We start from the raw sequence: 25,305 nt of genomic DNA, 5'->3' as shown, positions 1-25,305 counted from the left end.
CCATCATCACCCGTTCAACCGACAGGGCCCATCCTGCCGGACAGGCCCGGGTGGTCAGGTGCGAAGGAGCGTTTTCCCAGCTTGTTCTCAGCGCCGGGCGTGGTCGCGGCCCTGCGGTGTGACGGGTATCGCCACGTGCGGGCGCCTACGGCCAGCGGATGGACCGGTCGATCACGGCGGCCCGGTAGATCGTGCCGCGAGCCGCATCGAGGTGACCGGTGACCAGCGGCGGGGTCGGGTCCGTGGTCAGGTCGGGGCGGAGGAATTCGTTGGTGTCCCAGTCGCTGGGCCCGGGGCCGGTCGAGGAGATGATCGGCTCGGGGATGACCGCGATGTCCCTCGCCTCGTCGTCCCACCTGCGCCGCAACCTCCGGCGCAGCGCGTCCAGCCCGCTGCCGCGGGCGTGCGCGGGCTCGCCGGTGTGGTCCCCGATCAGCAGCCGGTGCGCGGTTACCCAGATCGTGCAAGGCCACGGTCGGCTGCGCAGCGTGCCCTGGCAGGACCGGCACCTGCCGTCCTCAGCCGGTTCGTGTTCGTCGAGCAGGGCGCGAAGGCCCTCGGTGAGCCGGTAGAGCTCGGAGCGGGCGAGCGGCAACAGCACCTCGGGTGCGTTGTCTTCGGATGCCAGATCCACCCTGTCGAGTCGGTCGAGGACAGCTTTCCGCAGCGCCGTGTCCGTCACTTCGTCTCCCACCGTCGAACGTTGCGAGTGCGTCGGTGTTGCCGGTGGAGATCGCGGAGCGGAGCACCCCGACGACCCCCATCGGGTGACATCGGCAGTCGAGTCGCACGCCTGCACACTCACCACTCGAGGCTCACTCCATCGAGTGGTTATCGATTCGGTCCGAAATTGGCGGCTGAGCGGGGGCTCGCTGCTTCGGCAAATGGGCGATCGTGGCCTACACTGAAAGTGGCGGCCTGCTCCCGGTGACCCCCAGGCTGGTTGAGCGGGCCGCCCCGTTCGGCTGTGTGAGCCCATCACCTGTTCGGTGCATTCGCGGCGACGATCCGAGAACACGTCCCAGACGGGCTCCCGCATGCGAAAACGCCGCGAGCGGGGGAACCGCCCTGCCGCGCGGTGACAGGAAGGTTCCCCCGCTCGCAGGCGAGATCAGGCGAGCACGCTGCTGATCGGGGTGCTGGTCAGCCCGTGCGCCTCGGCGACCGGCTCGTTGACCAGCTTGCCGTCGTGGGTGTTGAGGCCACCGGCGAGCGCGTCGTCCGCGCGGCAGGCCTGCTGCCAGCCCTGGTCGGCGATGCGCAGCACGTACGGCAACGTGACGTTGGTGAGCGCGTGCGTCGAGGTGTTCGGGACCGCGCCCGGCATGTTCGCCACGCAGTAGAACACCGAGTTGTGCACCCGGTACGTCGGGTCGTCGTGCGTGGTCGGGCGGGAGTCGGCGAAGCAACCGCCCTGGTCGATGGCGATGTCGACCAGCACGCTGCCCGGCTTCATCTCGGAGACCAGGTGGTTCGAGACCAGCTTCGGCGCCTTCGCGCCCGGGATCAGCACGGCGCCGATGACCAGGTCGGCGGCCCGCACCGCCTGCTCGACCGAGTAGCGGTTGGACGTCACGGTGCGGATCTGGCCGTGGAAGTCGCGGTCGATCTCGCGGAGCTTGTCGACGTTGGTGTCGAGCAGCTCGACGTTGGCACCCATGCCCAGCGCGACGCGCGCGGCGTTGAGGCCCGCGACGCCACCGCCGATCACCACGACCCGCGCCGGGTGCACGCCGGGAACACCGCCCGGCAGCACGCCGCGGCCGCCGCTGGGACGCATCAGCGAGTAGGCGCCCACCTGCGGGGCGAGGCGCCCGGCGACCTCGCTCATCGGCGCGAGCAGCGGCAGCGCGCCGTTGGCCGTCTGCACCGTCTCGTAGGCGATGCCGGTGACCCCGGACTTCAGCATCGCGTCGGTCAGCTCGGCGGAGGCCGCCAGGTGCAGGTAGGTGAACAGCACCTGGTTCCGGCGCAACCGCGGGTACTCCTCGGCGATCGGCTCCTTGACCTTGAGGACCAGCTGGCCCTCGCCCCACACCTCCTCGGCGGTGGGCAGCACCTTCGCCCCGGCTGCGAGGAAGTCCTCGTCGGGGATGGAGGAACCGGCGCCGGCGTTCGTCTCGACGAAGACGTCGTGACCGCGGGTGGTCAGCTCGTGCACGCCCGCAGGTGTGATCGCGACCCGGTACTCGTTGTTCTTGATCTCGCGTGGCACTGCGATCTTCACGGCGGAATCCTTTCGTCTCCTGTTGCGCACCACGATCCGCTGCAGCCGAAAGGGGCGCATCATTCCCGCAGGATGAGATTGCCCCGCGCGCTTTGTGCCCGCAGCACAAAGCCTGCTGCGACGGCGCCAACGCGTCGAGAGGGGCGGAAACGGCCCGGCGAGGACGGCCCGGGTGACAGGAAGGTTCCCTTGCTCGCAGCCACCCGGGCGGCCAGTGAAAGCAAGGGAACTTTCCTGTCATGCGGTGGCAGGAAGGTTCCCTTTCACACGTCAGCGCACGTGCGTCACGGGTGTGGTGATGACAGGAAGGTGCCCTCTCTCGCAGCCGCCGGGGGCGCGGCTCGGCGAGGGCGGGGTGACAGGAAAGTTCCCTTGCTGTCAGCCGTGCTGGGCCCAGCGGTCGGCGAGCAGTTGCACGAACAGCGCTGCGCGGACGTTGGGGTTCTCCAGGTCGATGTCCACGAGTTGGGTGAGCCGCTTCATCCGGTAGCGGAAGGTGTTCGGGTGCACGCGCAGCTCCCGGCTCGCCTGCCGCGGGTCGCCCGGGTGGCGCAGCCACGCGTGGAGGGTTGCCAGGTATTCGGTGCCCTGCGTCCGGTCGTGCTCGCGCAGCACCGGCAGCGGGCCCAGGGAGCCGACGCCCGCGTCGGTCGACGCACCGGCCATCCGGCTGAGCACCACCAGGTGCCAGTTGTCCTCGTACACCGCCACCCGGTCGCGCAGCTGGCCGGTGCGCAGCAGGCCGACCAGCTCCTCGGCCTGCGCGCGCGACTGGGGGAGGTCGGCGACCGCCACCGCATTGCCCACCGCGATCAGCGGGCGCGGCGAAGCGTCGTGGGACACGAGCGCTTCCCGCAGGTCCGGCCAGCCGCCCGCGCCCGCCCGGTCCGGCACCAGGGCGTAGAGCATGGTGCCGATCTCGGTGACCAGCGGGCGCCGCCCGATCCCGCGCGTGATCCACTCCCACATCGCCAGCCGGTGCCCCTCCGCTGGCCCGGCGGACGATGGCATTTCGATCGCGACGACCCGATGCGCCTCGTTGGGCACCGCCAGCTCGTTCACGGCCACCCGCCAGCCCTCGCCCCCTTCCAGCAGCAGCCGCACCTGCTCGGCGGACCGGCGGCGCTCCGCGTCCGCCACTGCCCGCCACCGCAGCAGTTGCAGCGCGACCAGTGGGGCGGTGTCGGCGAACGCGGTGGACCGCTCCTCGGAGACCTCCCCGGGCACCACGGCCCACATCGAGCCGAGCAGCTCGCCGCCCATCCGGATCGGCACCACCAGGCGGGGCAGGGTGCCGTCCTGCTGGGCGGGCACGAAGATCGCCGAACTGCCCTTGCTGAGCTGGCGGAACGTGCCGCGGGCCCGGAACTTGGCGAGCACCTCGTCGGGCTGCTTCCGGCCCATGATGGTCGACACCCGCGCCGGGTCGGTCAGGTCCTGCCGGGCGGAGTAGGCCAGGACCTGGGAGTGCGCGTCCTCGATCGTGACCGGCGCGTCCACCACGTCGGCGACCGCGTCGGCGAGGCGGAACAGGTCGCCGACCCCGGTGCCGCGCGCGTCGGCCTCCTCGATGCCGGTCCCGCCCAGCGCCGCCCGGATCAGCCACACCAACTGCGCCCAGCCGGTACCCGGCCGGACCTCCACCAGGGCCACCCCGGCTTCCTCGGCCGCCGCGGCCACCGCGTCGTCCGCCGAGATCGGCGGCTTGAGCAGCACTGCTGCCGCGCCCTGCGCGCCGCAGGCCCTCGCCAGCCGCTTCGCCTGCTCGCGATCCGCGACTGCCACGCCCAGCACGAGGTCGCCGCCCGCCGCGGTCGGCGGCTCATCGGGTTCGGCGATGACGACGTCGCCCACGCAGACCGTCGGCTCCGGGCTGACCACTGTGCGCAGCAGCGTGGGGCCGACCCGTTCGACCAGCGCCCGGATGTCCAGCATCACCGGCCTCCTGAGTGCTTCGGGCCGCCGCCAGTCAGGTGGGGGAGGGCATTGACACCAGGGCTGGCCCGTTTATCGTTGCTGAGCACATCGACAATTGCATACCGGCCGTCGACCCCGTGCGGGAGAGACCTTGAGGGCTCATACCGAGCCGTCAGGGCGCCGAAGGAGCAAGACTCCCCACAAACTCTCAGGCACCCATGACCGTTCGGGCGAGGCAACTCTGGAAAGCGCGCGTCATCCCTGACGCTCCACCCACGGTGCAAGCCGCGAGAAACCGCGGCGAAGCTCTCAGGTTCCGAAACAGAGGGGGAGGCCCAGCCCCGGGCATCTCTGCCCCCGAAAGCCTTGGAGCCTCCCGACATGTCCCTGCCTGCGAACCTGCGCTACACCGAAGAGCACGAGTGGATCGAGGACCGCGACGAGCTGGTCCGGATCGGCATCACCCAGCACGCCGCGGACGCGCTCGGCGACATCGTCTTCGTGCAGCTGCCCGAGGTGGGGGAGCAGATCGAGGCGGGCCAGGCCTGCGGCGAGCTGGAGTCCACGAAGTCCGTCAGCGACCTGTTCGCGCCGGTCACCGGCGAGGTCGTGGCGATCAACGAGTCCGTCGTGGACGATCCGGCGTTGGTCAACTCCGAGCCCTACGGCGAGGGCTGGCTGCTGGAGGTGCGCACCTCCGACACCGGTGCCCTGCTCACCGCCGAGCAGTACGCCGCGGTGATCGCGGAGTAGCGGGGAATAGGCGAGGGAGGAGACGGTCAATGGCGATCAGCGTCTTCGACCTGTTCTCGGTCGGTATCGGGCCGTCCAGTTCGCACACGGTGGGTCCGATGCGCGCGGCCCGCCTTTTCGTGCAGCGGTTGCACGGCGAGGGCCGGTTGCCGCAGGTCAAGCGGATCAAGGCGGAACTGTTCGGGTCGCTCGGCGCGACAGGGCACGGGCACGGCAGCCCGAAGGCGGTGCTGCTCGGTCTCGAGGGGCACAGCCCGGAGACCGTCGACCCGGCGGCGGTGGAGGGCCGGGTCGCCGAGATCCGGGAGACCGGGCGGCTGCGGCTCGACGGCGTGCAGGAGATCCGGTTCACCGTGGACCGCGACCTGGTGATGCACCGGCGCAAGTCGCTGCCGCTGCACCCCAACGGCATGCGGTTCACCGCGACCGGCACCGACGGGGTCGAGCTGGAGAGCGCGGTCTACTACTCGGTCGGCGGCGGTTTCGTCGTCGACGAGGACGCCACCGGCACCGATCGGATCAAGCCCGACGCGACCCCGGTGCGGTACCCGTTCCGGACCGGCGCGGAACTGCTCGCCCGCACCGAGGAGTCCGGGCTGCCGATCAGCGGCGTCATGCTGGCCAACGAGCTGTCCTGGCGCGGCGAGGACGCCGTGCACAAGGAGCTGCTGGGTATCTGGCAGGTCATGCGCGAATGCGTGGACAACGGATGCCGGAACTCCGGCGAACTGCCCGGCGGGCTCAAGGTCCGGCGACGGGCGGCGGAGCTGGCCGCTTCGCTGACCGAGCACGACGATGCGCTGGAGTGGGTGACGCTCTTCGCGCTCGCGGTGAACGAGGAGAACGCGGCCGGCGGGCGCGTGGTGACCGCGCCGACCAACGGCGCGGCCGGGATCGTCCCCGCGGTGCTGCACTACTACATGCGGTTCGTGCCGGGCGCCGACGACGCCGGCGTGGTGCGCTTCCTGCTCGCGGCCGGTGCGGTCGGCGTGCTGTTCAAGGAGAACGCGTCGATCTCCGGTGCCGAGGTCGGCTGCCAGGGCGAGGTCGGGTCCGCGTGCTCGATGGCGGCCGCCGGGCTCGCCGAGGTGCTCGGCGGGACCCCGAGCCAGGTGGAGAACGCCGCGGAGATCGCGATGGAGCACAACCTCGGGCTCACCTGCGACCCGATCGGCGGTCTCGTGCAGATCCCGTGCATCGAGCGCAACGCGGTCGCGTCGGTGAAGGCGATCACGGCGGCGCGGATGGCGCTGCGCGGCGACGGCACCCATTTCGTCTCGCTGGACAAGGTCATCAAGACCATGCGCGAGACCGGCCGGGACATGAAGGTCAAGTACAAGGAGACGGCTCGCGGCGGCCTCGCCGTCAACGTCATCGAGTGCTGACCCGCCGCACGCCCGGTGAGTGCATGGGAACTTTCCTGTCACCACCGGGCTGTGCGGTGAGCGCTGGGGAACCTTCCTGTCACCGCCCGCACCGGGGCCTGGTGGCATGCGGATGGGAACTTCTCTGCCACCGGGTCCGTAGCGCGAGCATGGGAACTTTCCTGTCAGCGCCGCTCAGCACCGCGGTGAGTGCATGGGAACTTTCCTGTCACCGCCAGGCCGTGTGGTGACTGCATGGGAACCTTCCTGTCACCACTGAGCCGTGCGGTGCGAGCTCGGGAACCTTCCTGTCACCAGGCCGGTTCCTGCGGTGACTGCATGGGAACTTTCCTGTCACCGAGGAGCCACCGGGCTCCTGTGGTGGAGCCTTCCCGCCGTCGGCTCCGGTGCGAGGATGGGAACTTTCCTGTCACCGCTCCCCGCCGCGCACCGGCCAGATGCCGTGCGCCGGGGACCAGTCGAGGAGGCGTCGCGCCGCTTCGCTGCTGACGCGGTGCGACGGCTCGGCCGCTTCGTCCGGCGCCTGCCCGGGGGCCGGGCTGCCGTCCGTGCGGGCCAGCTCGCGGTAGTAGTCCGCGACCCGGACGGGCTCGTCGGCGATGTTCAGCGTCTCGCCCGCGCAGCCGCGCTCCAGCGCGCCGACCACCGCCTCCGCGTAGTCCCGCGCGTGCACCATCGCCGCCCACGACCGCCCGTCGCCCGGGATGGGCAGCCGCCCGGCGCGCAGCCGGGCCCGCTGCTGGTCCTGCACCGTCGCGGGGCCCACGAAGCGTCCGCCGCGCAGGATGCTCCACGCGATCTCGTCGGCGGGCAGTTCGCGGACCGCGGCTTCCATCGCCTGGACCGGGGCGACGATGGTCGTCCGTTCCGGCCGGTGATCGAACGGCGCCGTCTCGGTCAGCGGGGTGTCGCCGCCGTCCGCGTAGGCCATCGTGATGCTCATCTGGACGAAGCGCCCCACCCCGGCTTCCTGCAGCGCGTCGGTCACCACCGCGGTTCCGGTGCTGCGCAGCGCCGTGTTCAGCGCCCAGCTGCCCGCGGTCGGCGGGACCGCGGTGGCCGCGTTGACCACCGCGTCGACGTCCTTGAACTCCGTCGCCAGCAGTCGCCCGGCGACCGGGTCGAGCAGCGACGCCCGGATCCGGCGGGCTTCTTCCGGCAGACGGTCGAGGCGGTCGCCGGGCGCCATGGCGGTCACGTCGTGTCCGCGGCGCAGCAGCATCGGGACGAGGTGGTGGCCCAGGACCCCGCTGGCCCCGATGGCGAATACGTGCATCGGTTCCCCTTCAGTTCCGCAGTTGCTCGGCGAGTCCGGCGGCGAACGACCGGTAGTCGCGCGGCGGCCGGCCGGTGATGTCGGCGACCGCCGTCGTCACCACCTCCGCCTCGCCGGCCCGGTAGGTGGCGTAGAGCTGGAGGCGCGCCGCCACCGCCCAGTCCGGCACTCCCGCCGATCGCATGGCCGCCGCGACCTCGGCGGGCGCGGCGTCCACGTGCCGGATCGGGCGTCCGGCCACTTCGGACAGGATCTCGGCCACCTCCCGGTAGCCGAGGGCTTCCGGCCCGGTGAGGTCGTAGTCCCCGGCCGCGACGTCCGCGGTCAGCAGGCTCACCGCCGCGAGGGCGATGTCCTCGACGTCGATCATGCTGACCCGCGCCGCCCCGACCGGCAGCACGATCGCGTCGCGCGCCCGGATCGTCGGCAGCCACTGCAGCGCGTTCTGCATGAAAGCGTTGGGGCGCAGCACCGCGTGCGGAATGCCCGCGGCGCGCAGCTCGTCGTCGCCGACGCCGTGCTGGTGGTGGATGCTCGACTCGGCCCCCGCCAGCGCTCCGAGCGCGGACAGCTTCACCACCCGGCTCACCCCTGCCTCGCCGCTGGCCGCGATGAGATTCCGTTGCAGCACAAGCTGTTCCGGGTGGAACGGGGTGAGCATGAACAACCGGTCCACGCCGCGCAGCGCGCTCAGCGTCGAGGCGCGGTCGGCGAGGTCGCACTCGATGACCGCCGCGTCGGGCGCGCGGTTCGGCGAGCCGGGGCGCACCAGCGTGCGCGGGCGGTGGCCGAGCCGCACGAGTTCCCGCGTCACCGCGCGCCCGACGGCACCCGATGCGCCCGCGACGGCGATGACCGGCCCGCTCACGCCGCCCCCAGCGCGCGTGCCCCGGCGAGCTCCAGGTCCGCCGGGAGCCGGTCGTGCACCGCCGAGTCCGCGAGCAGTTCGCCCAGTTCCGGGGCGAACTTGAACAGGTTGTGCCCGGCGATCGCGGTGACCCCGGGGGCGTGCCAGGCGCGGAGCGCGTCGCTGCCCGCGGGCAGCTTGCTCATGATGCACACCCGCACCCCGATCGGCTCCGGGATCAGCCCCGGCAGGGCGCGCTCGACGTAGCCGGTGACCCGGCGGACGTGGTCCTCCATGCCTTCCTCGCCGGTCAGCGCGCCGCGGGCGTCGAACGGCACGTCGACGCCGTCGCCGATGAGGCCCAGCACGTACTGGTCGGTGTAGGGGATCACCGAGCCGTACACCATCTCGCCGAACTGGCCGGACTTGTCCACCCAGCACGGCGTCGGCGCGCCGCGCAGCTCCTCGCGGATCCGGTAGTGCGGGCGGGCGTGCAGCGCGCAGTCCAGCGGGATGTCCCAGCCGAGGCGGGCCGCCAGGCGCGGCGTGTCGACGCCGGCGCAGAGCACGACGTGCCGCGCGTGGTAGATCGCGTCGGCGGTCTGGAACTCGACCTTCCCGTTGTCGAGCACCAGGAGGCTGTGGATGTCGTTGGCGATGATGTGGTCGCCGACCCAGCCGGTCAGCGTCTCGATCACGTGGTTGACGCGCAGCGCCCCGGCGGTCGGGTCGACCAGCAGCGGGCCGTCGATGGGCCCGAGCGCGCCGAACACCTCCGCGCGGCCGGCCGCCGGCGCGTAGTGATGCGGCACCTGGTGGATCTTCAGGCCGGTGGTGTCGGAGGGGGTGGTGCCCAGGTACGCGCAGCCCTCGGTGCCCACCATCTCGACGCCGGAGCGGCGCTCCCACTCGCGGTAGCCGGCCAGGCCGCGCGCGGCCAGGTCGACGATGTGCGGATCGTCGTGCCGGTGCCGGAAGGTGCGGGACAGCCCGCCCGACTGGCCCGACCCGGGCCGGCGGCCGTCGAAGCACTTCACGTTCGCGCCGCGCCGCAGCAGGGCCTCCGTGGTGGACAACCCGAGTACCCCGGCGCCGATCACCGCGATGTCCAGTTCCCTCTTGTGCTCAGCCATCTTTCCGCTCCTCCAGCCGTTTGCCGGCGTCTGGTTCTCCTTGCGGCAGCCGGAACCCAGCATGCTTCGCCCGGCCCGGCCGCGACATCACGTGTTCTCGGGAGCCGGTCGCGAAGCGAAGATGCCGCCTCGCTCGGGCGAGGCGGCATCTTCCGGGGAAGGAAAGGAAATCGGATCGTCTACAGTGGCCATTCTCGATCTGGTGCGGTAGGGATGGTTTTGTTCTTCGAAGCGGTGCAGCCGCTTAGCTCACCCTCGCAACTCGCACCGCCGCGGGTTCTCAGACGTCGTCTGGCGAGGACGCGGAGTCCAGGCGGTGGCCGTAACTCCCGCAGGGGGCCGCTACCCGCACCGCTACGCAAAAGGCGTTTGGAACGAAGAAGTTGGTCAGCCCTCCACGAATTTCAGGCCGGCGATGCCGACCAAGATCAATGCCAAGAACGCCAGTCTCGAGAAGGTCACCGGCTCGCTCAGGAAGATCATCCCCACCGCAGCGACTCCGACGGTGCCGATGCCGACCCAGATCGCGTAGGCGCTGCCCACGGGAAGGTCCTTCAGCGCTACCGAAAGCATGCCGAGGCTGATCATGGCGACGCCGATGCCCAGCACCGCCGGCCACAGCCGCGTCATGCCCTCGGCGTGCTTCAGCGCCAGCGACCAGACGATCTCGAGCAGGCCCGCTGCGACGAGGATGACCCAAGCCATTGCTGTTTCCCTTGTTCCAGGAGGTCGGAGCAACGCCGTCAGGCGTTGGCGCCGCCGTCGACGAGGATGCCGGTGCCGGTGATGTTGCGGCCGCCCTCGCCGGCCAGGAACGCGACCGCGGCCGCGATGTCCGCCGGGTCGTTGTAGCGGCCCAGGGCGGTCAGGGCGCGCTCGCCGTCGGCCTCTTCGCCGTCGGCCGGGTTCATCTCGGTGTCGGTGGAGCCCGGGTTCACCAGGTTGACCGTGATGCCGCGCGGACCGAGGTCGCGGGCGAGGCCCCGCGTGAAGCCGGTCAGCGCCGACTTGCTCAGCGAGTACAGGCTCAGGCCGGGACCGGGGGTCCGGTCGGCGAGGTTGCTGCCGACGCTGATGATCCGGCCGCCCTCGGGCAGGTGCTTGACCGCGGCCTGCACGGCGACGAACACCGCGCGCACGTGGATGCCGACGGTCTCGTCGAACTGCTCCAGGGTCAGCTCGTCGATGGGGGCCCACGGGAAGATCCCGGCGTTGTTGACCAGGATGTCCAGCCGGCCGAACTCGGCGACCGTCTGCTCGACAGCGCTGGTCACCGCCGCGGCGTCGGTGGCGGGGGCCGCGAACGCGGCACCGCGCCGGCCTGCTTCCTTGATCTTGTCGACCACGCCGTTGGCACGGTCGGCCGAGGTGTTGTACGTGATCGCGACGTCGGCGCCGTCCGCGGCCAGTCGCTCGGCGACCGCCGCACCGATGCCGCGTCCGCCACCGGTGACCAGCGCGACCTTGCCGTCCAGACCTGTCATGAGCCCCTCGCTTTTCTGTGTCGAACGATATATAAATGGCTATCATCGCTACTCTCGGGTGTCAACAGGGGAAGGCCCGGTGCGAACCGGCGCCATCCGGGGAGGAGGGAAGCCGATGTCGCCACGCGGACGTCCGCGCAGCTTCGACCGGGAAGCCGCCCTGCGGATCGCCATGGAGCTGTTCTGGGAACGCGGCTACGAGGCCACGTCGCTGAGCGACCTCACCGGCGCGATGGGCATCAGCTCGCCGAGCCTTTACGCCGCGTTCGGGTCCAAAGAGGACCTGTTCCGGGAGGCCGTCGCGCTCTACAACAGCGCCGACGAGGCGGTCGGCGACCGGTCGCTGCAGAGCCAGCCGACGGCGCGGCGCGCGATCGAGGCGATGCTGCGCGACAACGCCGACGCCTACGTGGATCCGGACACGCCGCGCGGCTGCATGGTGGTGCTCGCGGCCACCAACTGCACGCCGGAGAACGAGCGGATCTGGGATTTCCTCGCGGAGTGCCGGAAGGACGACTTCCGCGCGGTGCTCGCGCGACTGGAGTGCGGCGTCGCCGACGGCGACGTGCCTGCCGGCGCGGACCTGGAGAAGATCGCCTCGTTCTGCCTGACCGTCCTGCAAGGACTGTCCATCCAGGCCAGAGATGGGAGCTCCCGCGAGGCCGTGCACGCGGTCATCGACTGCGCGATGCTGGCCTGGGACGGGATGATGGCCGCGCCGGAGGTGCGTCGCGATGACGCCGTGCCCGCCTGATCCGAGCGCGTCGACCGGGCACCGGCGCAGGCCGGTGCCCGGGGTGCGCGCCCGCTGCGGTGGGCCGGCCGGACTATTCGATGCCGTACTTCTCCGACGCGATCCGCATGGACCGTTCCACATCGGCCTCGAATTGGCTCGGCGGCGGCGCCGGCTGACCGGGCACCGCCTCCACGCCGACCTCCAGGAAGAATTTTTCGAACCCGCTCGGAACGAAAAGCATGAGCATTCTCGCGGGCGTATCGGAAATATTCTTGAACCGGTGCGCCGAACCGCGCGGAAGATAAATGAAAGAACCCGGTTCGGCGGTGAATTCACGGTCCCCGTCGAACACCTGGAGGCTTCCTTCGACGAGGTAGAAAGCCTCGTCCTCGTACTGGTGGACGTGCAGCGGCGGGCCACTGCCCGGCGGGATCTCGCCCTCCATGACCCCGATCATTCCGTCCGTGTCCTCGGCTCCGACCTTCAGCGTGTAGCGGTCGCCGCTGAAGGCCCAGACGCTTTGGCCCGCGCCGGGCGGGACGTGGATCACCCGGCGGGTGACCTCCGGTGCGCTCATGTTCAGACTCCTCTCGACCAGCGGGTGCGCGCTGTCGAGCCTCTGCGATCGGGCCGGGTGCGGGCATCACGTCATCGCGGGATTCCCCTTGACCGGCCGTTCCCAGTCGACCGCCCCGTGCGATGTGTCCAATATCACCCGTTTTCGGGGTGCTCGCGCCGCGCTGGGCCGAACGGTGGCACACGATTCCGCCGACGGGAATTCACCGGATGCGTCGCGGCGGATATGCCGTGAAAAGGAAATGGACGGAGGGTTACGGACTTTGATACCAAAAAAGCCCCGCGCGGTAAAGATCTACCGGCGGCATCCTCCTGCGACACTCGGGTGAATGCCTTCCCTTTGGCGCTTTTGGAACAACCCGCCTGCTGCTGATTGTTCGGGTACTGTCGCGTCAGCTATCTGCGTTCGTCTGATGCTGCTCACCGAGGGGAACACACGATGGACACTGATGCGTTACCGCTGATCGGCCGGGAACGTGTCTTAGGTGAATCGCGCGAGTTATTGCTGCAGGTCGCCGAGGGAGCCGGGAACTGCGTCGTCGTGGAGGGGTCGGCCGGCATCGGCAAGAGCCGACTGCTGCAGGAAGTGGAGGCCGAAAGCCACGCACTGGGTCTCGGAGTCATCTCTTCGCAGGCCGTGAAGCTGGACAAGAACACGCCGTTGATCACATTGCGTTCGCTGTTCCGATCGTGCCATCTGCTCGGACCGCAGATCCCGGCAGGGCCCGAGCTGAACACCTCCACCCTGTGGGCCGTGGACCAGGTGGGCGAGATGATCGCGCAACAGGCCCGGAAGCAGCCGATGCTGATCGCCCTCGACGACGCGCACTGGGCCGACGAAGCGACCGCGCTGGCGCTGCGCGTGCTCGTGCCCGCCCTCCGCTCGGAACCCGTGCTCTGGTACTTCACCCGCCGCCCCTACCCGATCCGCAGCTGCGCGCAGGAAGCGCTGGACTGGCTGATCGGCGACGGGGCCCAGAAGCGGCAGCTCGAACCGCTTTCCGACGGCGCGGTCGCGCAGCTGTGCGCCGAGGTACTCGGCTTCGAACCGGACGAGGTGACCCTGGCCTACGCGGCGCGCAGCGGCGGAAATCCCTTCCTGCTGCGGGAGATGCTGCGCGGGCTGCAGGGGGACGGTCCGCAGGAGCCGCCCGCGGCGATGACGCCGACGTTCTTCGACGCCGTCGGCGAACGGATGCAGGACCTGCCGGAGGACACCCGCCGCGCGCTGGACGCGATGACGGTGTTCGGCCGGCCCTTCGGGGTGCACGAGGTCGCCGCGCTGCTCGGGCGTCCGGCGGTGGACCTGCTGGGCACCGTCGCGATGCTCGTCGACGCCGAGGTGCTGGTCGAGCAGGGCGCGAAGCTGAGCTTCCGGCACGAGCTGATCCGCGAGGCGCTCTACCACCGGATGCCGGAGCCGACCCGGGCGACGCTGCACCAGGAGGCCGCGTCGGTGCTCGCCCAGCACGGCCGGTCGGCCACCGAGCAGGTCAAGCACCTGCTGCTCAGCGGCGGCGGCTGGGTGGACGTGGCGACCGTGGTGAAGCGCGCGGTGCAGGAGATCGCCCCGGCGGCACCGAACACCGGCGCCGACCTGATCCTCCGCAGCCTGCCGCTGATCGACGAGCGCAGCCCGATCCGCGCGGAACTGGCCGCCGAGGCGGTGCGGCTGCTGGTGCTGGCGGGTCGCCCGGCCGAGGCGATCGAGCTCGGCCAGCGCTTCCGCGGCAGCGGGCTGCCACCGAACACCGAGGCGATGTTGTTGCTCGGGCTGACCGAAGCGCTGCACACCGTCGGCGAGCACGCCGCGGTCATCGAGCACACGGTGCTCGCCCTGCCCCGCGCCAAATCGGATTCGATGGTGCGCGCCGAGCTGCTGGCGATGCACGCGCACGGGCTGGTCGCGGTCGGCGACATCGAACCGGCGGCGGCCGCGGCGACCAACACCGTGCACGTCGCCAACCGGGCCCGCACGCTCGGCGCGCTGGTGTGCGGAACCGGCGCGCGGAGCCGGGTTTCCCTCGCGCAGGGCGATATCGCGTCGGCCATCCGGTACGCGGCCGAAGCGGTGCGGCTCGGCGACCGCGCCGGTGACATCGGGCGCACCCGGCATCCCCGGCTGCACCTGGCCGCCGCGCTGACGGCCGCCGACCGCCTCGGCGAGGCGGAGGAAGAGCTGGGCCGGGACGAGCAGGACGTCGCCGAGCTGGAGACGGTGTGGTCGCAGCCGCCGCGCTACCTGTGCCGGGCCGAGCTGCTGTTCGCCACCGGCCGGCTCAACGACGCCGCGGCCGAAGCGGAAGCCGGAATCCTGCTCACCGAACAGCTTTCCGCGGAAGCGCTGGCCGTTCCGCTGCTCGCGCTGCGGGCCGTGGTGGCGCTGCGGGCCGATGGCGTGTCGGCCGCGTGGCAGCATCTCAACCGCGCCCAGGAGATCGTGGAGACCGGGCGGCGGAGGATGCCGGACCTGCTGGTCTGGGCGCGGCTGCTCGCCGAAGGGGTGGAAGGCGATCCGGACCGGATCCGGCTGGAGCTGGTGGAAGTCCTCGACCGGCTCAAGCGCAGCAGGTCGCTGCTGGTCGGTTCGCCCGAACGAGTCCCGGTGCTGGTGCGGCTGGCCATGCGGGTCGGCGCCGACGACGCGGCCGCCCAGGTGATCGCCGCCGCGGTCGAGCTGGGCCGCCGCAACCCCGACGTGCACGTGTTCCTCGGCGCCGCGGCGCACGGAGCCGGCCTGCACCGCCGGGACGTGCGGTCGCTGCGCACCGCCGTCGAGCACTACCGGGCGGGCTCGCAGCCGGTGCTGCTGGCGCACGGGCTGGAAGACCTGGCGGCCGCCGAGGCTGATCTCGGCAACCGCGACCAGGCCACCGAGCTGCTCATCGAGGCCGAATCCGGGTACGCGCGGTGCGACGCGCTGCTGGACGCCGCCCGGATGCGCGGGCTGCTGGCCCGGACCCCGAACCTCCCGGAGCCGCGGCGGCAGGGCACCCGCAAGACGGGCTGGGGCAGCCTGACCCGCGCGGAGCTGCGCGTGGTGCGGCTGGTCGCCGAGGGGCTCACCAACCGGGAAGTCGCGAACCGGCTGTACCTGTCACCGCACACTGTGGACAGCCACCTCCGGCACAGCTTCGCGAAACTGGGCATCACCAGCCGCGTCGAGCTGGCGCGACGCGTGATGACGCACGACCAGCCGGCAACTCACGCGAACACGTGATGACCGTCGGCGGCCCGGGCGGGGATGCTGGTTGCGAGCCGGTCGGAGACCCGCCGAAGAAGGCGGAAGTCCTTTCCACCGGCCCCGATCACCCGATTCCCGTTAGGAGCTGTGGTGTCCACAAACGTAGTCGGACCGGACTTCCTGACCCTGCAGGTGCGCGACCTGGAGCGGGCGCGGCGGTTCTACACCGAGGTCGTCGGATTCTCCACTGTGGAATCCAAGGTGCCCAAAGCGGCGGTGCTGGCCGCCGCGCCCATCCGCATCGCGCTGCGCCAGGCCACCATCGACCTCGACGAGGTCGCCAAGGTCGGGCACGGCGTCGTCGTCTGGATCAAGGCGGAGAACCCCGACAAGCTGCACGAGCAGCTCACCGCCGCCGGCGTGCCGATCAGCAAGCCGATCTGCGACGGTTCCTGCGGCCGTGAGTTCATCTTCGAGGACCCCGACGGCTACCTGATCACCGTCTACGAAGGTCAGCCCGTCTAGCAGGCCCGTCCTGCGCGGCGGCGCGGGCGGCGGAACCTCGGAGGCCTTCTCGCCGCGTCTTCGCGAGAAGCCCTCCGAGGGACTGCTTCCGGACTGGTTCTGCTTGGCGGTGCGGGTGGCGGCCTCCTGCGGGAATTGCGGCCGCCGCCTGGCCGGTCCATACGAGGCGTCGGGGCTGTCCTCGCCAGACGACGTCTGAGAACCCGAGGCGGTGCAGGTCTGGTCCCGCGCCGCTCAAGAAACAGGGATTTGTCCCCTGTGGACGATTGTGTTCGTCGGCGCGGCCCCGTTCGCGGTGCGCCGTGCCGTTTCCTCCTGCCGTCCGCCCGGGCCGGTTCGCGCCCCGGGCGGTCCCCGAAGGAGCACCAGCATGATCGCACTCGAGAACATCCGTCCCGACGCGCGCCTTCCGTTGCCCGCGCGGCTGAAGTTGCTGCTGGACCGGGAACTGGGGATGGGCAACTTCCTGGACCGCGCGGCGGCGCACAACCCCGCCCCGGACCGGGCGTTCCTGTTCGCCCAGCGGCCGGAAGGCGAGATCGAGGCCTACAGCCTCGCCCGGCTGGTGGAGGTGCGCAACGCCTACGCGGCCTGGTACCACGCGCACGGCGTCGGCAAGGGCGACGTGGTCGGCGTGCACGTCCCGGAAGGCGTCGACTCGTTCCTGCACTTCCTGGCGTTGACCTCGCTCGGCGCGATCGCCGCGCTGGTCAACGGCCGGATGAAGCCGGAGGTCGCGGCCGAGTACCTCGGCCGCATCGGCGCGCTCGGCGTCGTGGCCGACGGGCCCCGACTCGAACGGCTGCGCGACGCCGGCCTGGACACCGGGCGGCTCGCGTTCCACACCGAGCCGACCGCGCTGCCCACCACGCCCGCCGCCGACGCCACCCATCCCGGCGTCTTCCCGTACGTCCACGCCGACGACGACCTGGTGATGGTCTGCCACACCTCCGGCACCACCGGCCCGCCGAAGGCCGCCAGCTTCGGCCACCGCCAGTTCTTCCTCGGCAAGCGCGGGCGGCTGTGGAACTTCCCGCCGGCGGCCCGCAACCGGCTGCTCACCGCGCTGCCGCAGTCGCACTCGGCGGGCATCAGCTACCTGATGACCGCGACCCTGCTCGGCCTGCCGACGCTGGTGATGGCCGACACCGGGGGCCCGGCGGTGCGGGCGGCGATGCGCCGGTTCCGGCCGACCATCGTCGCCGCGTTCCCGCAAACCTGGGCCGACCTCGCCGAAACCGGCCTGGACGCGGCCGACGCCCGGCACGTGCACACGTGGATCAACACCGGCGACGCCGCGCACGAGGCGCACATCAAGGCGCTCATCCGGCACGGCCGCCGCCCCGGCCTGCTCCGGTCCCGGCCGGGCAGCCGGTTCATCGACGGGCTCGGCTCGTCGGAGATGGGCATGGCGCTGTTCCGCAAGGTCAGCGAGCTCGGCAGCACCGACTACGGCCGCTGCGTGGGCACGCCGATCAAGGTGGTGCGCCGCGCCGTGGTCCTGGACGACGACGGCCGCGAGCTCGGGCCGGGCCGCGCCGGGCGGCTGGGCGTGCTGACCCCGACCCGGACCCCCGGCTACTGGAACAACACCGAGCAGACGGTGAAGTCGTCGTTCGCCGGCTACTGGCTGACCGGCGACGTCGTCTACCGCGACGAACGCGGCCGGTTCATCCACCTCGACCGGGTGCCCGACGTGATCCGCACCTCCGACGGCCCGGTCTACAGCCTGCCGCTGGAGGAGGCGATCCTCATCGGCTGCCGGTTCGCGGCGGACTGCTCGGTGATCGGGGTCAGCGATCCCCGCTCGCCCGGCGCGCAGGTGCCGCTGGCCGTGGTGCGCCTGCACCCCGACGCCGAGCCGGTGGCGGACCTGACCGCGTCGATCAACGCGGCGCTCACCGCCGCCGGACTGTCCGAAGTAGACGGATCGGTGGTCGCCCGCGGCGACGCGGACTTCCCGACCGGCGCCACCGGCAAGGTCCTCAAGCGGCAACTCCGCGAACGCTTCGCCGACCACCTGATCACCACCAACGTCTGACGCCCGTTCTACGAGCGGCGCAAACCGTTTCTCGATCACTGCGCCCGGGCGTGCCTGCGCCCGGATGGGGAAGGGGAGTCATGAACGAACCCGGCTCGGCGACGCCCTACGGCGTGCTCTCGGAAGGAACGCAGGCGCCGCCCGCGGTCCGCATGTACGAAATGCTCTACAGCTCGCTGGTCAGCCAGCTGCTGATCGCCGTGGCCGAGCTCGGCGTCGCGGACGCGATCCACGGCGAGCCGACGCACGTCGACGACATCGCCGCGCGCGTCGAGGCGGACGCCGACAGCCTCTACCGGGGCCTGCGGGCGCTGGCCAGCGTCGGGGTGTTCACCGAGGTCGAGCACCGGGTGTTCGACCTGACGCCGCTCGCGGCCACGCTGCGCAGCGACGGCGAAGGCTCCATGCGCGCCCTGGCCCGCTACGTCGGGCTGCCGGAGCGGCAGCGCTCCTTCGGCGCGCTCGCCTACAGCCTGCGCAGCGGCCGCCCGGCCTTCGAGCACGTGCACGGCCGCGGGTGGTGGGCGCACTTCGCCGACCACCCCGAGCTGGCGAAGCTGTTCAACGACGCGATGGGCAGCATGGCCCGGATGGTGAACTCGGCGATGCTGGAGGCCTACGACCTGACGGGCGTGCGGCACCTCGTCGACGTCGCGGGCGGGCAGGGACACCTGGTGGCCACCATCCTGGCGCGCTACCCGGAGATGACGGCGGAGGTCTTCGACCTGCCGCGGGTGGTGCCGGAGGCCGAAGAGGTGCTGCGGGCGGCGGGCCTGTCCGATCGCGCGACGTGCGCCGGCGGCGACTTCTTCGACTCGGTGCCGACCGGCGGCGACGTGTACGTGCTGTCCTGGACCATCCACGACTGGAAGGACGAGGACGCGATCAGCATCCTGCGCAACATCCGGGCGGCGATGTCGCCGGAGAGCAAGCTGCTGGTGATCGACGAGGTGCTGCCGCCGGGCGACACCCCGCACTTCGGCAAGTTCGAGGACATCGTGATGCTGAGCCTGCTGTCGGGCCACGTCCGGACGGAGCCGGAGCTGACGGCGCTGTTCGAGAAGGCGGGCCTGCGCCACGAGGAGACGCGGGCGACGAGCTCCCCGACCAGCGTGCTGGTGGCCTCCCCCGCCTGACCGTTCGCGAGGACCGTGCCCGGCCGATTCCCGGCCGGGCACGGTCCTCGTTCGGAAATGTGTCCTATGTGTATCGTCCACACTGGATCGCTGATTCGTCGTCCTGGCGGTACTTGCTGGGGCTGACGCCGTGGAACCGCTTGAAAGCCGCGCTGAAGCCGAAGGCGTCCGCGTATCCGACCCGATGCGCGATCGCGGCGACCGGGTCGGTGGATTCGGCCAGCAGGTCGGCGGCCAAGGTCATCCGCCAGTCGACGCACCAGGATCGAATCCGCTTGTGTCGTCGTGGGAAGCAGTCAACCGGCGGCGGCGCGGGGCGGCCATGGCTTCGCGTACGCGGAACATGTCCGATCGTCCACCCGAACAACTTCAACCAGAACTTCGACGAGGGCCTGTGGCGCGCACCGGTCGACTTCGGCGACTACGTAGCCCGGGCCGCCGCGGCGGGCGCGTGGTCGTAGTCGCGTGGCCGGGTCCCGTCATCCGGGTAGGCCGAACGGGGCAGCCACCGAGAGTGAGTCAATCACGTGATCACGTGATGTCCTTTGGCGCAGGGATCTACACGATTGGGTGTAGCCGCCCGTGATCGACGCTGCGGCCGCGACTCTGCGTCATCCGCCCTTTGCTCCATGAGGTCGATGCCGGTCCGGCCTGTCCGCGGATCGCGACGGCGCAGGGGACCAAGTCACTCTCGGAGGAGTTCGCATGAGCGCGTTATCGCGCCGCAACCTGCTCACCTGGACTGCGGCGCTCGGCGGCTCGGCCGCCGTCCTCTCCACCACCGAAGCACTCGCGGCACCAACCGTTCCGCAGCAGGTGGGACCGGCCGCCAACCCGGCCATCACCGTCGGCCCCGCGGACGTCCGCTTCGCCGGCCTGACCCGGGGCCAGAACCAGCGATTCGTGAGCAACCCCGAAAGCGTGTGCCTGCCGTCCACGACGGAGCAGGTGGTCGCGGCCGTCGGCGACGCGGCGCGGCGCGGCAAGCGCATCGGCGTGCGCAGCGGCGGGCACTGCTACGAGAACTTCGTCGACAACCCCGACGTGCGGGTCCTCATCGACATGACGCAGATGAACGCGATCGCCCACGACACCAGGATGAACGCGATCATGGTCGAGGCGGGCGCGGAGCTGGGCGACGTCTACGACACGCTCTACAAGCGGTGGGGCGTCTGCCTGCCCGGCGGCTCCTGCTACACCGTCGGCGTCGGCGGGCACGTCACCGGCAGCGGCTACGGGCCGCTGAGCCGCCGGCACGGCTACATCAGCGACCACGTGTACGCGGTGGAGGTCGTGGTGGTCGACGCCGGCGGGAACGCGCGGGCGATCGTCGCGACCCGGGAGGCCAACGACCCCAACCGCGAGCTGTGGTGGGCGCACACCGGCGGCGGCGGTGGTGCTTTCGGCGTCGTCACGCGGTTCTGGTTCCGCGCCCCGAACGCCACCGGCACCGACCCGGCGAAGCTGCTGCCGGTCCCGCCGCGGGAGGCGTGGATCCACCGCCGCGAGTGGGCCTGGGACCAGATGACGCCCGAGCGGTTCGCCCGGCTGCTGCGCAACTACGGCACCTGGATGGAGCGCAACAGCGGCCCGGACAGCCCCTACACCGGGCTGTTCTCCCGGCTGGAGCTGACGACCCGCGCGTACGGCCCGTTCCACCTGGTCGTGCAGATCGACGCGGGCCTGCCCAACGCGGCGCGGCTGCTCAACGACTTCCTCAACGCGGTCGGCGAAGGCGTCGGCGTGACGCCCACCGTCACCGACCACCGGAAGCTGCCGTGGCTGCACGCGACCGGCTGGCCCGGGATGTGGATGAGCAACCCGACCGACCGCTACAAGTACAAGTCCAGCTACCACCGCAAGGGCTTCACCGACGCGCAGATCGCCGCGCTGTACGAGCAGCTGACCAACACCGACTACGCGCAGCTGCCGTTCGTGGTGTCGATCGCGTCCTTCGGCGGCAAGGTCAACACCGTCGCGCCCGACGCGACCGCCAACCCGCACCGCGACTCGGTGATGAAGCTGCTGTGGGGCACCGCCTGGCAGGGCCCCGCGGACGACGACCGCCACGTGGGCTGGCACCAGCGGTTCTACCAGGCCGTCTACCGGGACACCGGCGGCGTGCCGGTGCCCAACGACGTCACCGACGGCTGCTTCATCAACTACTGCGACATCGACATCAGCGACCCGGCGTGGAACGCCTCGGGCGTCCCGTGGCACGACCTGTACTTCAAGGGGAACTACCGGCGCCTGCAGCAGGCGAAGAAGGCCTACGACCCGAGGGACGTGTTCAAGCACGCCCAGTCGATCAGGCTGCCCTGACCGGACGCGCAGCGGCCGCGGGAGGCAACGCCACCCGCGGCCGACTCGCGTCAGGACCGGGCTGTGCCGGGCGGCGATTTCGCGGCGAATCACCACGGCACGCGCGGGGTGCGGTGATTTCGCGGAATCACCGCACCCCACGCACGGCAAACGCCGATTTCGCGCGAAAAGGCGTCGGCCCCTACGAACAGGCCGGTTTCGCGCGAAAGCGCCGCAACTCGTGATCAGGTGCCGTACTCGTCGAGGGCGCGCGTCACGAACCAGGACGCCGCGCCGAGGTAGTTCTGCGGGGCGAGCAGCTCCCGCACCGCCTCCGCGTCCACATCGGACTCCCGGAGCTCGGGTGCGGCCGCGAGCAGCTGGTCGAACGTGCCGCGCCCGGCGGCGGCCTCGGCCGAGATGCGGGCCAGCACCTGCTTCGCGCGGACCTTGCCGAGCACCGGGGCCAGCGCGACGTTGACCCGCTCGGCGACGATCGCGCCACCGGTCTGGTGCAGGTTCTCCAGCATCCTGGCGGGGAACACCGCGAGGCCCTCGGCCAGTTCGGCGGACGTGTGCGCCGCGCCGCCCGCCGCGCGCAGGCAATCCCGCATCGGCTGCCACTCGGCGTGCCAGGCCCCCGCCGGACGTTCGTCCTCGGCGAGCATGCACTGGGCCAGCACCCCCGCCGCCGGGGCGACCTGCCGCGCGGCGGCCACGACCAGCGTCGACAGCACGGGATTGCGCTTCTGCGGCATCGCCGACGAGGCCCCGCGCCCGGCCGGGCCAGGCTCGACGGCCTCGCCGACCTCGGTGCGGCACAGCACCTGCACGTCCGCGCCGAACTTGCCCAGCACCCCGGCGACGACGCTGAGCGCCCAGCCGAGATCCGCCAGCGGCACCCGCTGCGTGTGCCACGGCACGGCCTGCACCGCGAGCCCGAGCTCGCCCGCCATGCCCTCGACGAGCTCGCCCACGAGATCGGCGCCGGTGGCCGCCTGCGCATATGCCGCGTAGGCGGCGGCGGTGCCGCCCGCGCCGCCGACCGACACCGGCAGCCCCTCGGTGCGCAGCCGGTGCACCCGGCGGCGCGCCTCGCCGGCCCCGGCCAGCCAGCCGGCCGCCTTGAGCCCGAACGTCGTCGGCACCGCGTGCTGCGTCAGCGTCCGGCCCGCCATCGGCGTGTCCCGATGCCGCTCCGCCAGCGCCGCGAAGGCGGCCGCGCAACGGTCCAAACAGGACTCGATCTCGGCGAGCGCCCGCCTGGTGACCAGCATGGACGCGGTGTCCAGCACATCCTGACTGGTGCAGCCGCGGTGCACGTGGTCGGCGGCCGCCGGGCTTTCCGCGGCCACCAGCGAGGTCAGCGTCGACACGAGCGGCACCACCGGGTTGGCGGCCTCGCGCGCCCGCACCGCCAGCTCGCCGAGGTCGAACCGCTCCGGCCGCGCCACCGACTCGATCACCGCGACCGCGGATCCCGGGATCACCCCGAGCCGCGCCTGCACCCGCGCCAGTGCCACCTCCACCCGCAGCATCGCCGCCAGCCACGCGCCGTCGGAGGTCGCGGCGTGCACGGGAGTGCCCGCCCACACCGGGGAAAGCAGGCCCGCATCCAACCCGGGGCTCATCGGGCCGCCCCCTCACGCGCTCGCCGCGGCGCGCTGGTCGGCAACCAGGCGAGCGGATTGTGGTAGTCGGCGTACAACGCGGCCCGCCGCGGGCCGGGCTCGCTGCGCGGCACCGACAGGCACGCCCGCGCGACGCTGTCCGCGTCGGCCAGGCTCACGGAGTTCACGCCGGGCCGCGCCCCGGCCGCGGTCACCCAGTGCACGGCCTCGGTCGGCACCCCGAACGCGAAGCGCCGCGGATGCGGGCGGCCGGCGGCGTCGATCAGGTGGTACGGGCGGCGCGTCACCGCCAGCCCACCGGTCCGGAAAGCGCCGTCCGGATCGGCGATCCGGTACGCCACGCACTGCCCCGTCCGGCGCAGCCAGCTCAGCAGCGGATCGGCAGAACGCTGCAGGTCCGGCTCCGGCAACCGGGCCTCGATCAGCGTCGTCACCGGCACCGGCGGCGCCGCCACGCCACGCGCGGAGACCACGAACGACGCATCCACGGCCGACACCCGCATGCCGGGGCCGAGCACGTGCACCACACCCGCCTCGACCAGCGCGATCAGCTCGGCGATCCGCCGCGCCGGCGGACCGATCGACAGGAACGCGTTCTCCCCGGTGTACCAGCGCTGCACCTCGTCCCGATAGGAGCCGCCTGCGATCCCGCCGTGGTCGATGACCAGCCGGATCTCGTTGCGCAGATCCCGCAGCACGTCCAGCGCCGCCTTCAGCGGCCCGGCGACGTTGCCCACCTCGGCCTCGACGAGATCGCGTTCCAGGTGCTCCAGCAGCCAGCCGTGGAACTCGTCGCGGCCGGCGAAGACCCGCCCGGCGCAGGGACGCGTCACCCGGTCCCAGTCCCACCACTCGCCCGGCGGCACGCCGTAGCGGCGCAGCACCCAGCGCTCGGCGATCTCGTCGTCGATCGCGCGCAGGTAGTCCCGGCGGAAGACCCGGGCGGTGCTCGCGCTGCGGTGCTGCCCGATCCAGGTCATGTAGTACACCGCTCGGACCTCTTTGGACACCAGCGGCCACACGTCGTCCAGGAAACCCGGCGCGGCGCCCTCGGCGGCCCGCTGCTGAAGCCCGGCGATCACCTCCGGCGTCAGGAACAGCGGTTCATGCCGCCCCGACACGCCTTTCTGGTTCCGCCCGCGCGCGTGGTACGGCACGCCCCGGCGCGAACCGGCGTACAACACCGGCTCGCGACCGGAAGGGATGTAGCGCAGCTTCCCGCCGGCCGGCACGAACCGGCCGCCGCGCCCGGCGGTCAGCAACGCCAGGTAGTCGAAGAAGTTCAAGCCCAGACCGCGAAGCCCGACCGGTTCGCCAGGGACGATCGACGAAAGGTCCACTTCGGACGGATTGCTCGGCGGCACGTAGCGCAACCGGTACCGCCGCGCGAACTCCGCGAGATCGCGCGGCGCACCGGCGGACTCGGCGTCGACGTGCCCCTGCGCGAGCACCACGGCATCCGCCGTCAGCACGCTGCCGTCGGCGAGCCGGACCCGCTGGTGCTGCGCGTCGTCCTGCAGCGCGACGGCGGTCTCGGCGTGCAGCCGGACGGTCACGTTGGGCGGCGCGGTCGCGATCACGTGGTCCAGGAACCACGCCAGGTAGCGGCCGAACGAGGCGCGCGTCGGGTAGTCGTCCGGCCCGAGCGGAACCTCGTCCGGATCGGCGCGCGCCCACTCGTGCAGGCTCGGCCCGGGCCGGAGCGGTCCCTCGCACTCCACGCTGTCGTCGGTGAACACGGTGACCTGCGAGGCGACCGTGTTCATCAGCAGCAGCGAGCTCTGCCCGGTCCACCACACCCGGCCACCCGCACCCACGTGCGGATCCACCAGGTGGACCTCGACCGGCTCCGCCGGGCCGACGAGTTCGCGGCTGTTGGCACAGATCCGCTCCAGCACCATCAGGCCCCGCGGGCCCGCACCGATCACGCAGATCCGCATCGGAGTTCCCCTCGATCGCACGGCATCCTCGAATCTCCCGGCCGACATCGCACCGCCCGATTCAACGCGCGCGAGCACGCGCCGCGCAGCACGTCTTTCCGTGATATCGCGCGGCAAATCAGCCCGCCACCACGACAATCACGTGTTCCCGCGATGCCCCTCGACGAAGCGGTCGATTAGAAAGATGTTGCACGACAGAACGTTTCGTCCCGG

Annotated in this window: 19 protein-coding genes, 1 pseudogene and 2 riboswitches; of the genes and pseudogenes, 8 read left to right on the top strand and 12 right to left on the bottom strand. The window is 71.5% G+C overall.

Annotated features, from left to right (window positions below; all coding sequences use genetic code 11):
- Positions 1-145: 145 nt before the first annotated feature.
- From AC07FN_RS12275 to AC07FN_RS12265, 3 genes are all read right to left on the bottom strand, one after another.
- Positions 146-694 (bottom strand): hypothetical protein, encoded by a 549-nt coding sequence (locus tag AC07FN_RS12275; protein ID WP_478395676.1) that lies wholly within the window; start codon positions 692-694, stop codon positions 146-148.
- 417 nt (positions 695-1,111) lie between these two features.
- On the bottom strand, positions 1,112-2,227 hold the full coding sequence (gene ald / locus AC07FN_RS12270) for an alanine dehydrogenase (protein WP_452616682.1): 1,116 nt from the start codon (positions 2,225-2,227) through the stop codon (positions 1,112-1,114).
- 378 nt (positions 2,228-2,605) lie between these two features.
- Complete coding sequence (locus AC07FN_RS12265; RefSeq protein ID WP_478395675.1) at positions 2,606-4,162, bottom strand: PucR family transcriptional regulator; 1,557 nt, start codon at positions 4,160-4,162, stop codon at positions 2,606-2,608.
- 112 nt (positions 4,163-4,274) lie between these two features.
- Positions 4,275-4,379, top strand: a riboswitch (glycine riboswitch).
- A riboswitch (glycine riboswitch) is annotated at positions 4,380-4,479 on the top strand. It begins immediately after the preceding riboswitch.
- 46 nt (positions 4,480-4,525) lie between these two features.
- On the opposite strand from AC07FN_RS12265, the gene gcvH reads away from it, so the two are divergent.
- Both gcvH and AC07FN_RS12255 read left to right on the top strand, forming a co-directional pair.
- Entirely contained in the window at positions 4,526-4,897 is a 372-nt protein-coding gene (gene gcvH, locus AC07FN_RS12260) for a glycine cleavage system protein GcvH (RefSeq protein WP_132489726.1), read from the top strand.
- A 29-nt stretch (positions 4,898-4,926) separates the two neighbouring features.
- The gene (locus AC07FN_RS12255; RefSeq protein WP_452616680.1) at positions 4,927-6,282 is read left to right on the top strand and encodes an L-serine ammonia-lyase; all 1,356 of its coding nucleotides are present in this window, start codon (positions 4,927-4,929) and stop codon (positions 6,280-6,282) included.
- Between the two features lie 409 nt (positions 6,283-6,691).
- Here the strand turns inward: AC07FN_RS12255 and AC07FN_RS12250 are convergent, their stop codons facing one another.
- From AC07FN_RS12250 to AC07FN_RS12230, 5 genes are all read right to left on the bottom strand, one after another.
- Positions 6,692-7,558, bottom strand: coding sequence for an NAD-dependent epimerase/dehydratase family protein (locus tag AC07FN_RS12250; RefSeq protein ID WP_478395674.1), 867 nt, complete (start codon positions 7,556-7,558; stop codon positions 6,692-6,694).
- A 10-nt stretch (positions 7,559-7,568) separates the two neighbouring features.
- Entirely contained in the window at positions 7,569-8,426 is an 858-nt protein-coding gene (locus AC07FN_RS12245; protein WP_478395673.1) for an NmrA family NAD(P)-binding protein, read from the bottom strand.
- The gene (locus AC07FN_RS12240; RefSeq protein WP_478395672.1) at positions 8,423-9,538 is read right to left on the bottom strand and encodes an NAD(P)/FAD-dependent oxidoreductase; all 1,116 of its coding nucleotides are present in this window, start codon (positions 9,536-9,538) and stop codon (positions 8,423-8,425) included. Before AC07FN_RS12240 ends, AC07FN_RS12245 begins: the two co-directional genes overlap by 4 nt.
- 387 nt (positions 9,539-9,925) lie before the next feature.
- Positions 9,926-10,243 carry a DMT family transporter gene (locus AC07FN_RS12235; protein WP_478395671.1) on the bottom strand — a complete coding sequence of 106 codons (318 nt, stop codon included), beginning with the start codon at positions 10,241-10,243 and terminating at the stop codon, positions 9,926-9,928.
- 38 nt (positions 10,244-10,281) lie between these two features.
- Positions 10,282-11,022, bottom strand: a complete 741-nt coding sequence (locus tag AC07FN_RS12230) for an SDR family NAD(P)-dependent oxidoreductase (RefSeq protein ID WP_132489714.1) — start codon at positions 11,020-11,022, stop codon at positions 10,282-10,284.
- 115 nt (positions 11,023-11,137) lie between these two features.
- Here AC07FN_RS12230 and AC07FN_RS12225 point away from each other — a divergent pair, with 115 nt between their 5' ends.
- Complete coding sequence (locus tag AC07FN_RS12225) at positions 11,138-11,776, top strand: TetR/AcrR family transcriptional regulator (protein ID WP_478395670.1); 639 nt, start codon at positions 11,138-11,140, stop codon at positions 11,774-11,776.
- Positions 11,777-11,849: 73 nt separating this feature from the next.
- Here the strand turns inward: AC07FN_RS12225 and AC07FN_RS12220 are convergent, their stop codons facing one another.
- On the bottom strand, positions 11,850-12,335 hold the full coding sequence (locus AC07FN_RS12220; RefSeq protein ID WP_358574397.1) for a cupin domain-containing protein: 486 nt from the start codon (positions 12,333-12,335) through the stop codon (positions 11,850-11,852).
- Positions 12,336-12,773: 438 nt separating this feature from the next.
- Between AC07FN_RS12220 and AC07FN_RS12215 the strand changes: the two genes are divergently transcribed.
- The 4 genes from AC07FN_RS12215 (at position 12,774) to AC07FN_RS12200 (ending at position 19,220) form a co-directional block, all read left to right on the top strand.
- On the top strand, positions 12,774-15,554 hold the full coding sequence (locus AC07FN_RS12215) for a helix-turn-helix transcriptional regulator (protein WP_478395669.1): 2,781 nt from the start codon (positions 12,774-12,776) through the stop codon (positions 15,552-15,554).
- Between the two features lie 114 nt (positions 15,555-15,668).
- The gene (locus tag AC07FN_RS12210) at positions 15,669-16,043 is read left to right on the top strand and encodes a VOC family protein (protein ID WP_478395668.1); all 375 of its coding nucleotides are present in this window, start codon (positions 15,669-15,671) and stop codon (positions 16,041-16,043) included.
- Positions 16,044-16,413: 370 nt separating this feature from the next.
- A complete protein-coding gene (locus AC07FN_RS12205; protein ID WP_478395667.1) occupies positions 16,414-18,084 on the top strand; it encodes a class I adenylate-forming enzyme family protein in 1,671 nt (556 codons plus the stop codon).
- An 80-nt stretch (positions 18,085-18,164) separates the two neighbouring features.
- Positions 18,165-19,220: a methyltransferase gene (locus tag AC07FN_RS12200; RefSeq protein WP_478395666.1), complete on the top strand. Its 1,056-nt coding sequence runs from the start codon at positions 18,165-18,167 to the stop codon at positions 19,218-19,220.
- Between the two features lie 64 nt (positions 19,221-19,284).
- On the opposite strand, the pseudogene AC07FN_RS12195 reads toward AC07FN_RS12200, so the two are convergent.
- Positions 19,285-19,485, bottom strand: a pseudogene (locus AC07FN_RS12195) (helix-turn-helix transcriptional regulator); the annotation flags it as partial.
- A gap of 440 nt (positions 19,486-19,925) precedes the next feature.
- Here AC07FN_RS12195 and AC07FN_RS12190 point away from each other — a divergent pair.
- Positions 19,926-21,542 (top strand): FAD-binding oxidoreductase, encoded by a 1,617-nt coding sequence (locus tag AC07FN_RS12190; RefSeq protein ID WP_478395665.1) that lies wholly within the window; start codon positions 19,926-19,928, stop codon positions 21,540-21,542.
- Positions 21,543-21,766: 224 nt separating this feature from the next.
- Here AC07FN_RS12190 and AC07FN_RS12185 read toward each other — a convergent pair whose 3' ends face one another.
- Together AC07FN_RS12185 and AC07FN_RS12180 are read right to left on the bottom strand one after the other, a co-directional pair.
- Positions 21,767-23,152, bottom strand: coding sequence for a lyase family protein (locus AC07FN_RS12185; protein ID WP_478395664.1), 1,386 nt, complete (start codon positions 23,150-23,152; stop codon positions 21,767-21,769).
- A complete protein-coding gene (locus AC07FN_RS12180; protein ID WP_478395663.1) occupies positions 23,149-25,092 on the bottom strand; it encodes an FAD/NAD(P)-binding protein in 1,944 nt (647 codons plus the stop codon). Before AC07FN_RS12180 ends, AC07FN_RS12185 begins: the two co-directional genes overlap by 4 nt.
- Between the last annotated feature and the right edge of the window lie 213 nt (positions 25,093-25,305).

Source organism: Saccharopolyspora sp. NPDC045941 (assembly GCF_056431445.1).
The sequence above is the reverse complement of the archived record's forward strand: the minus strand, read 5'-3'. Positions and strand labels throughout refer to the sequence as shown.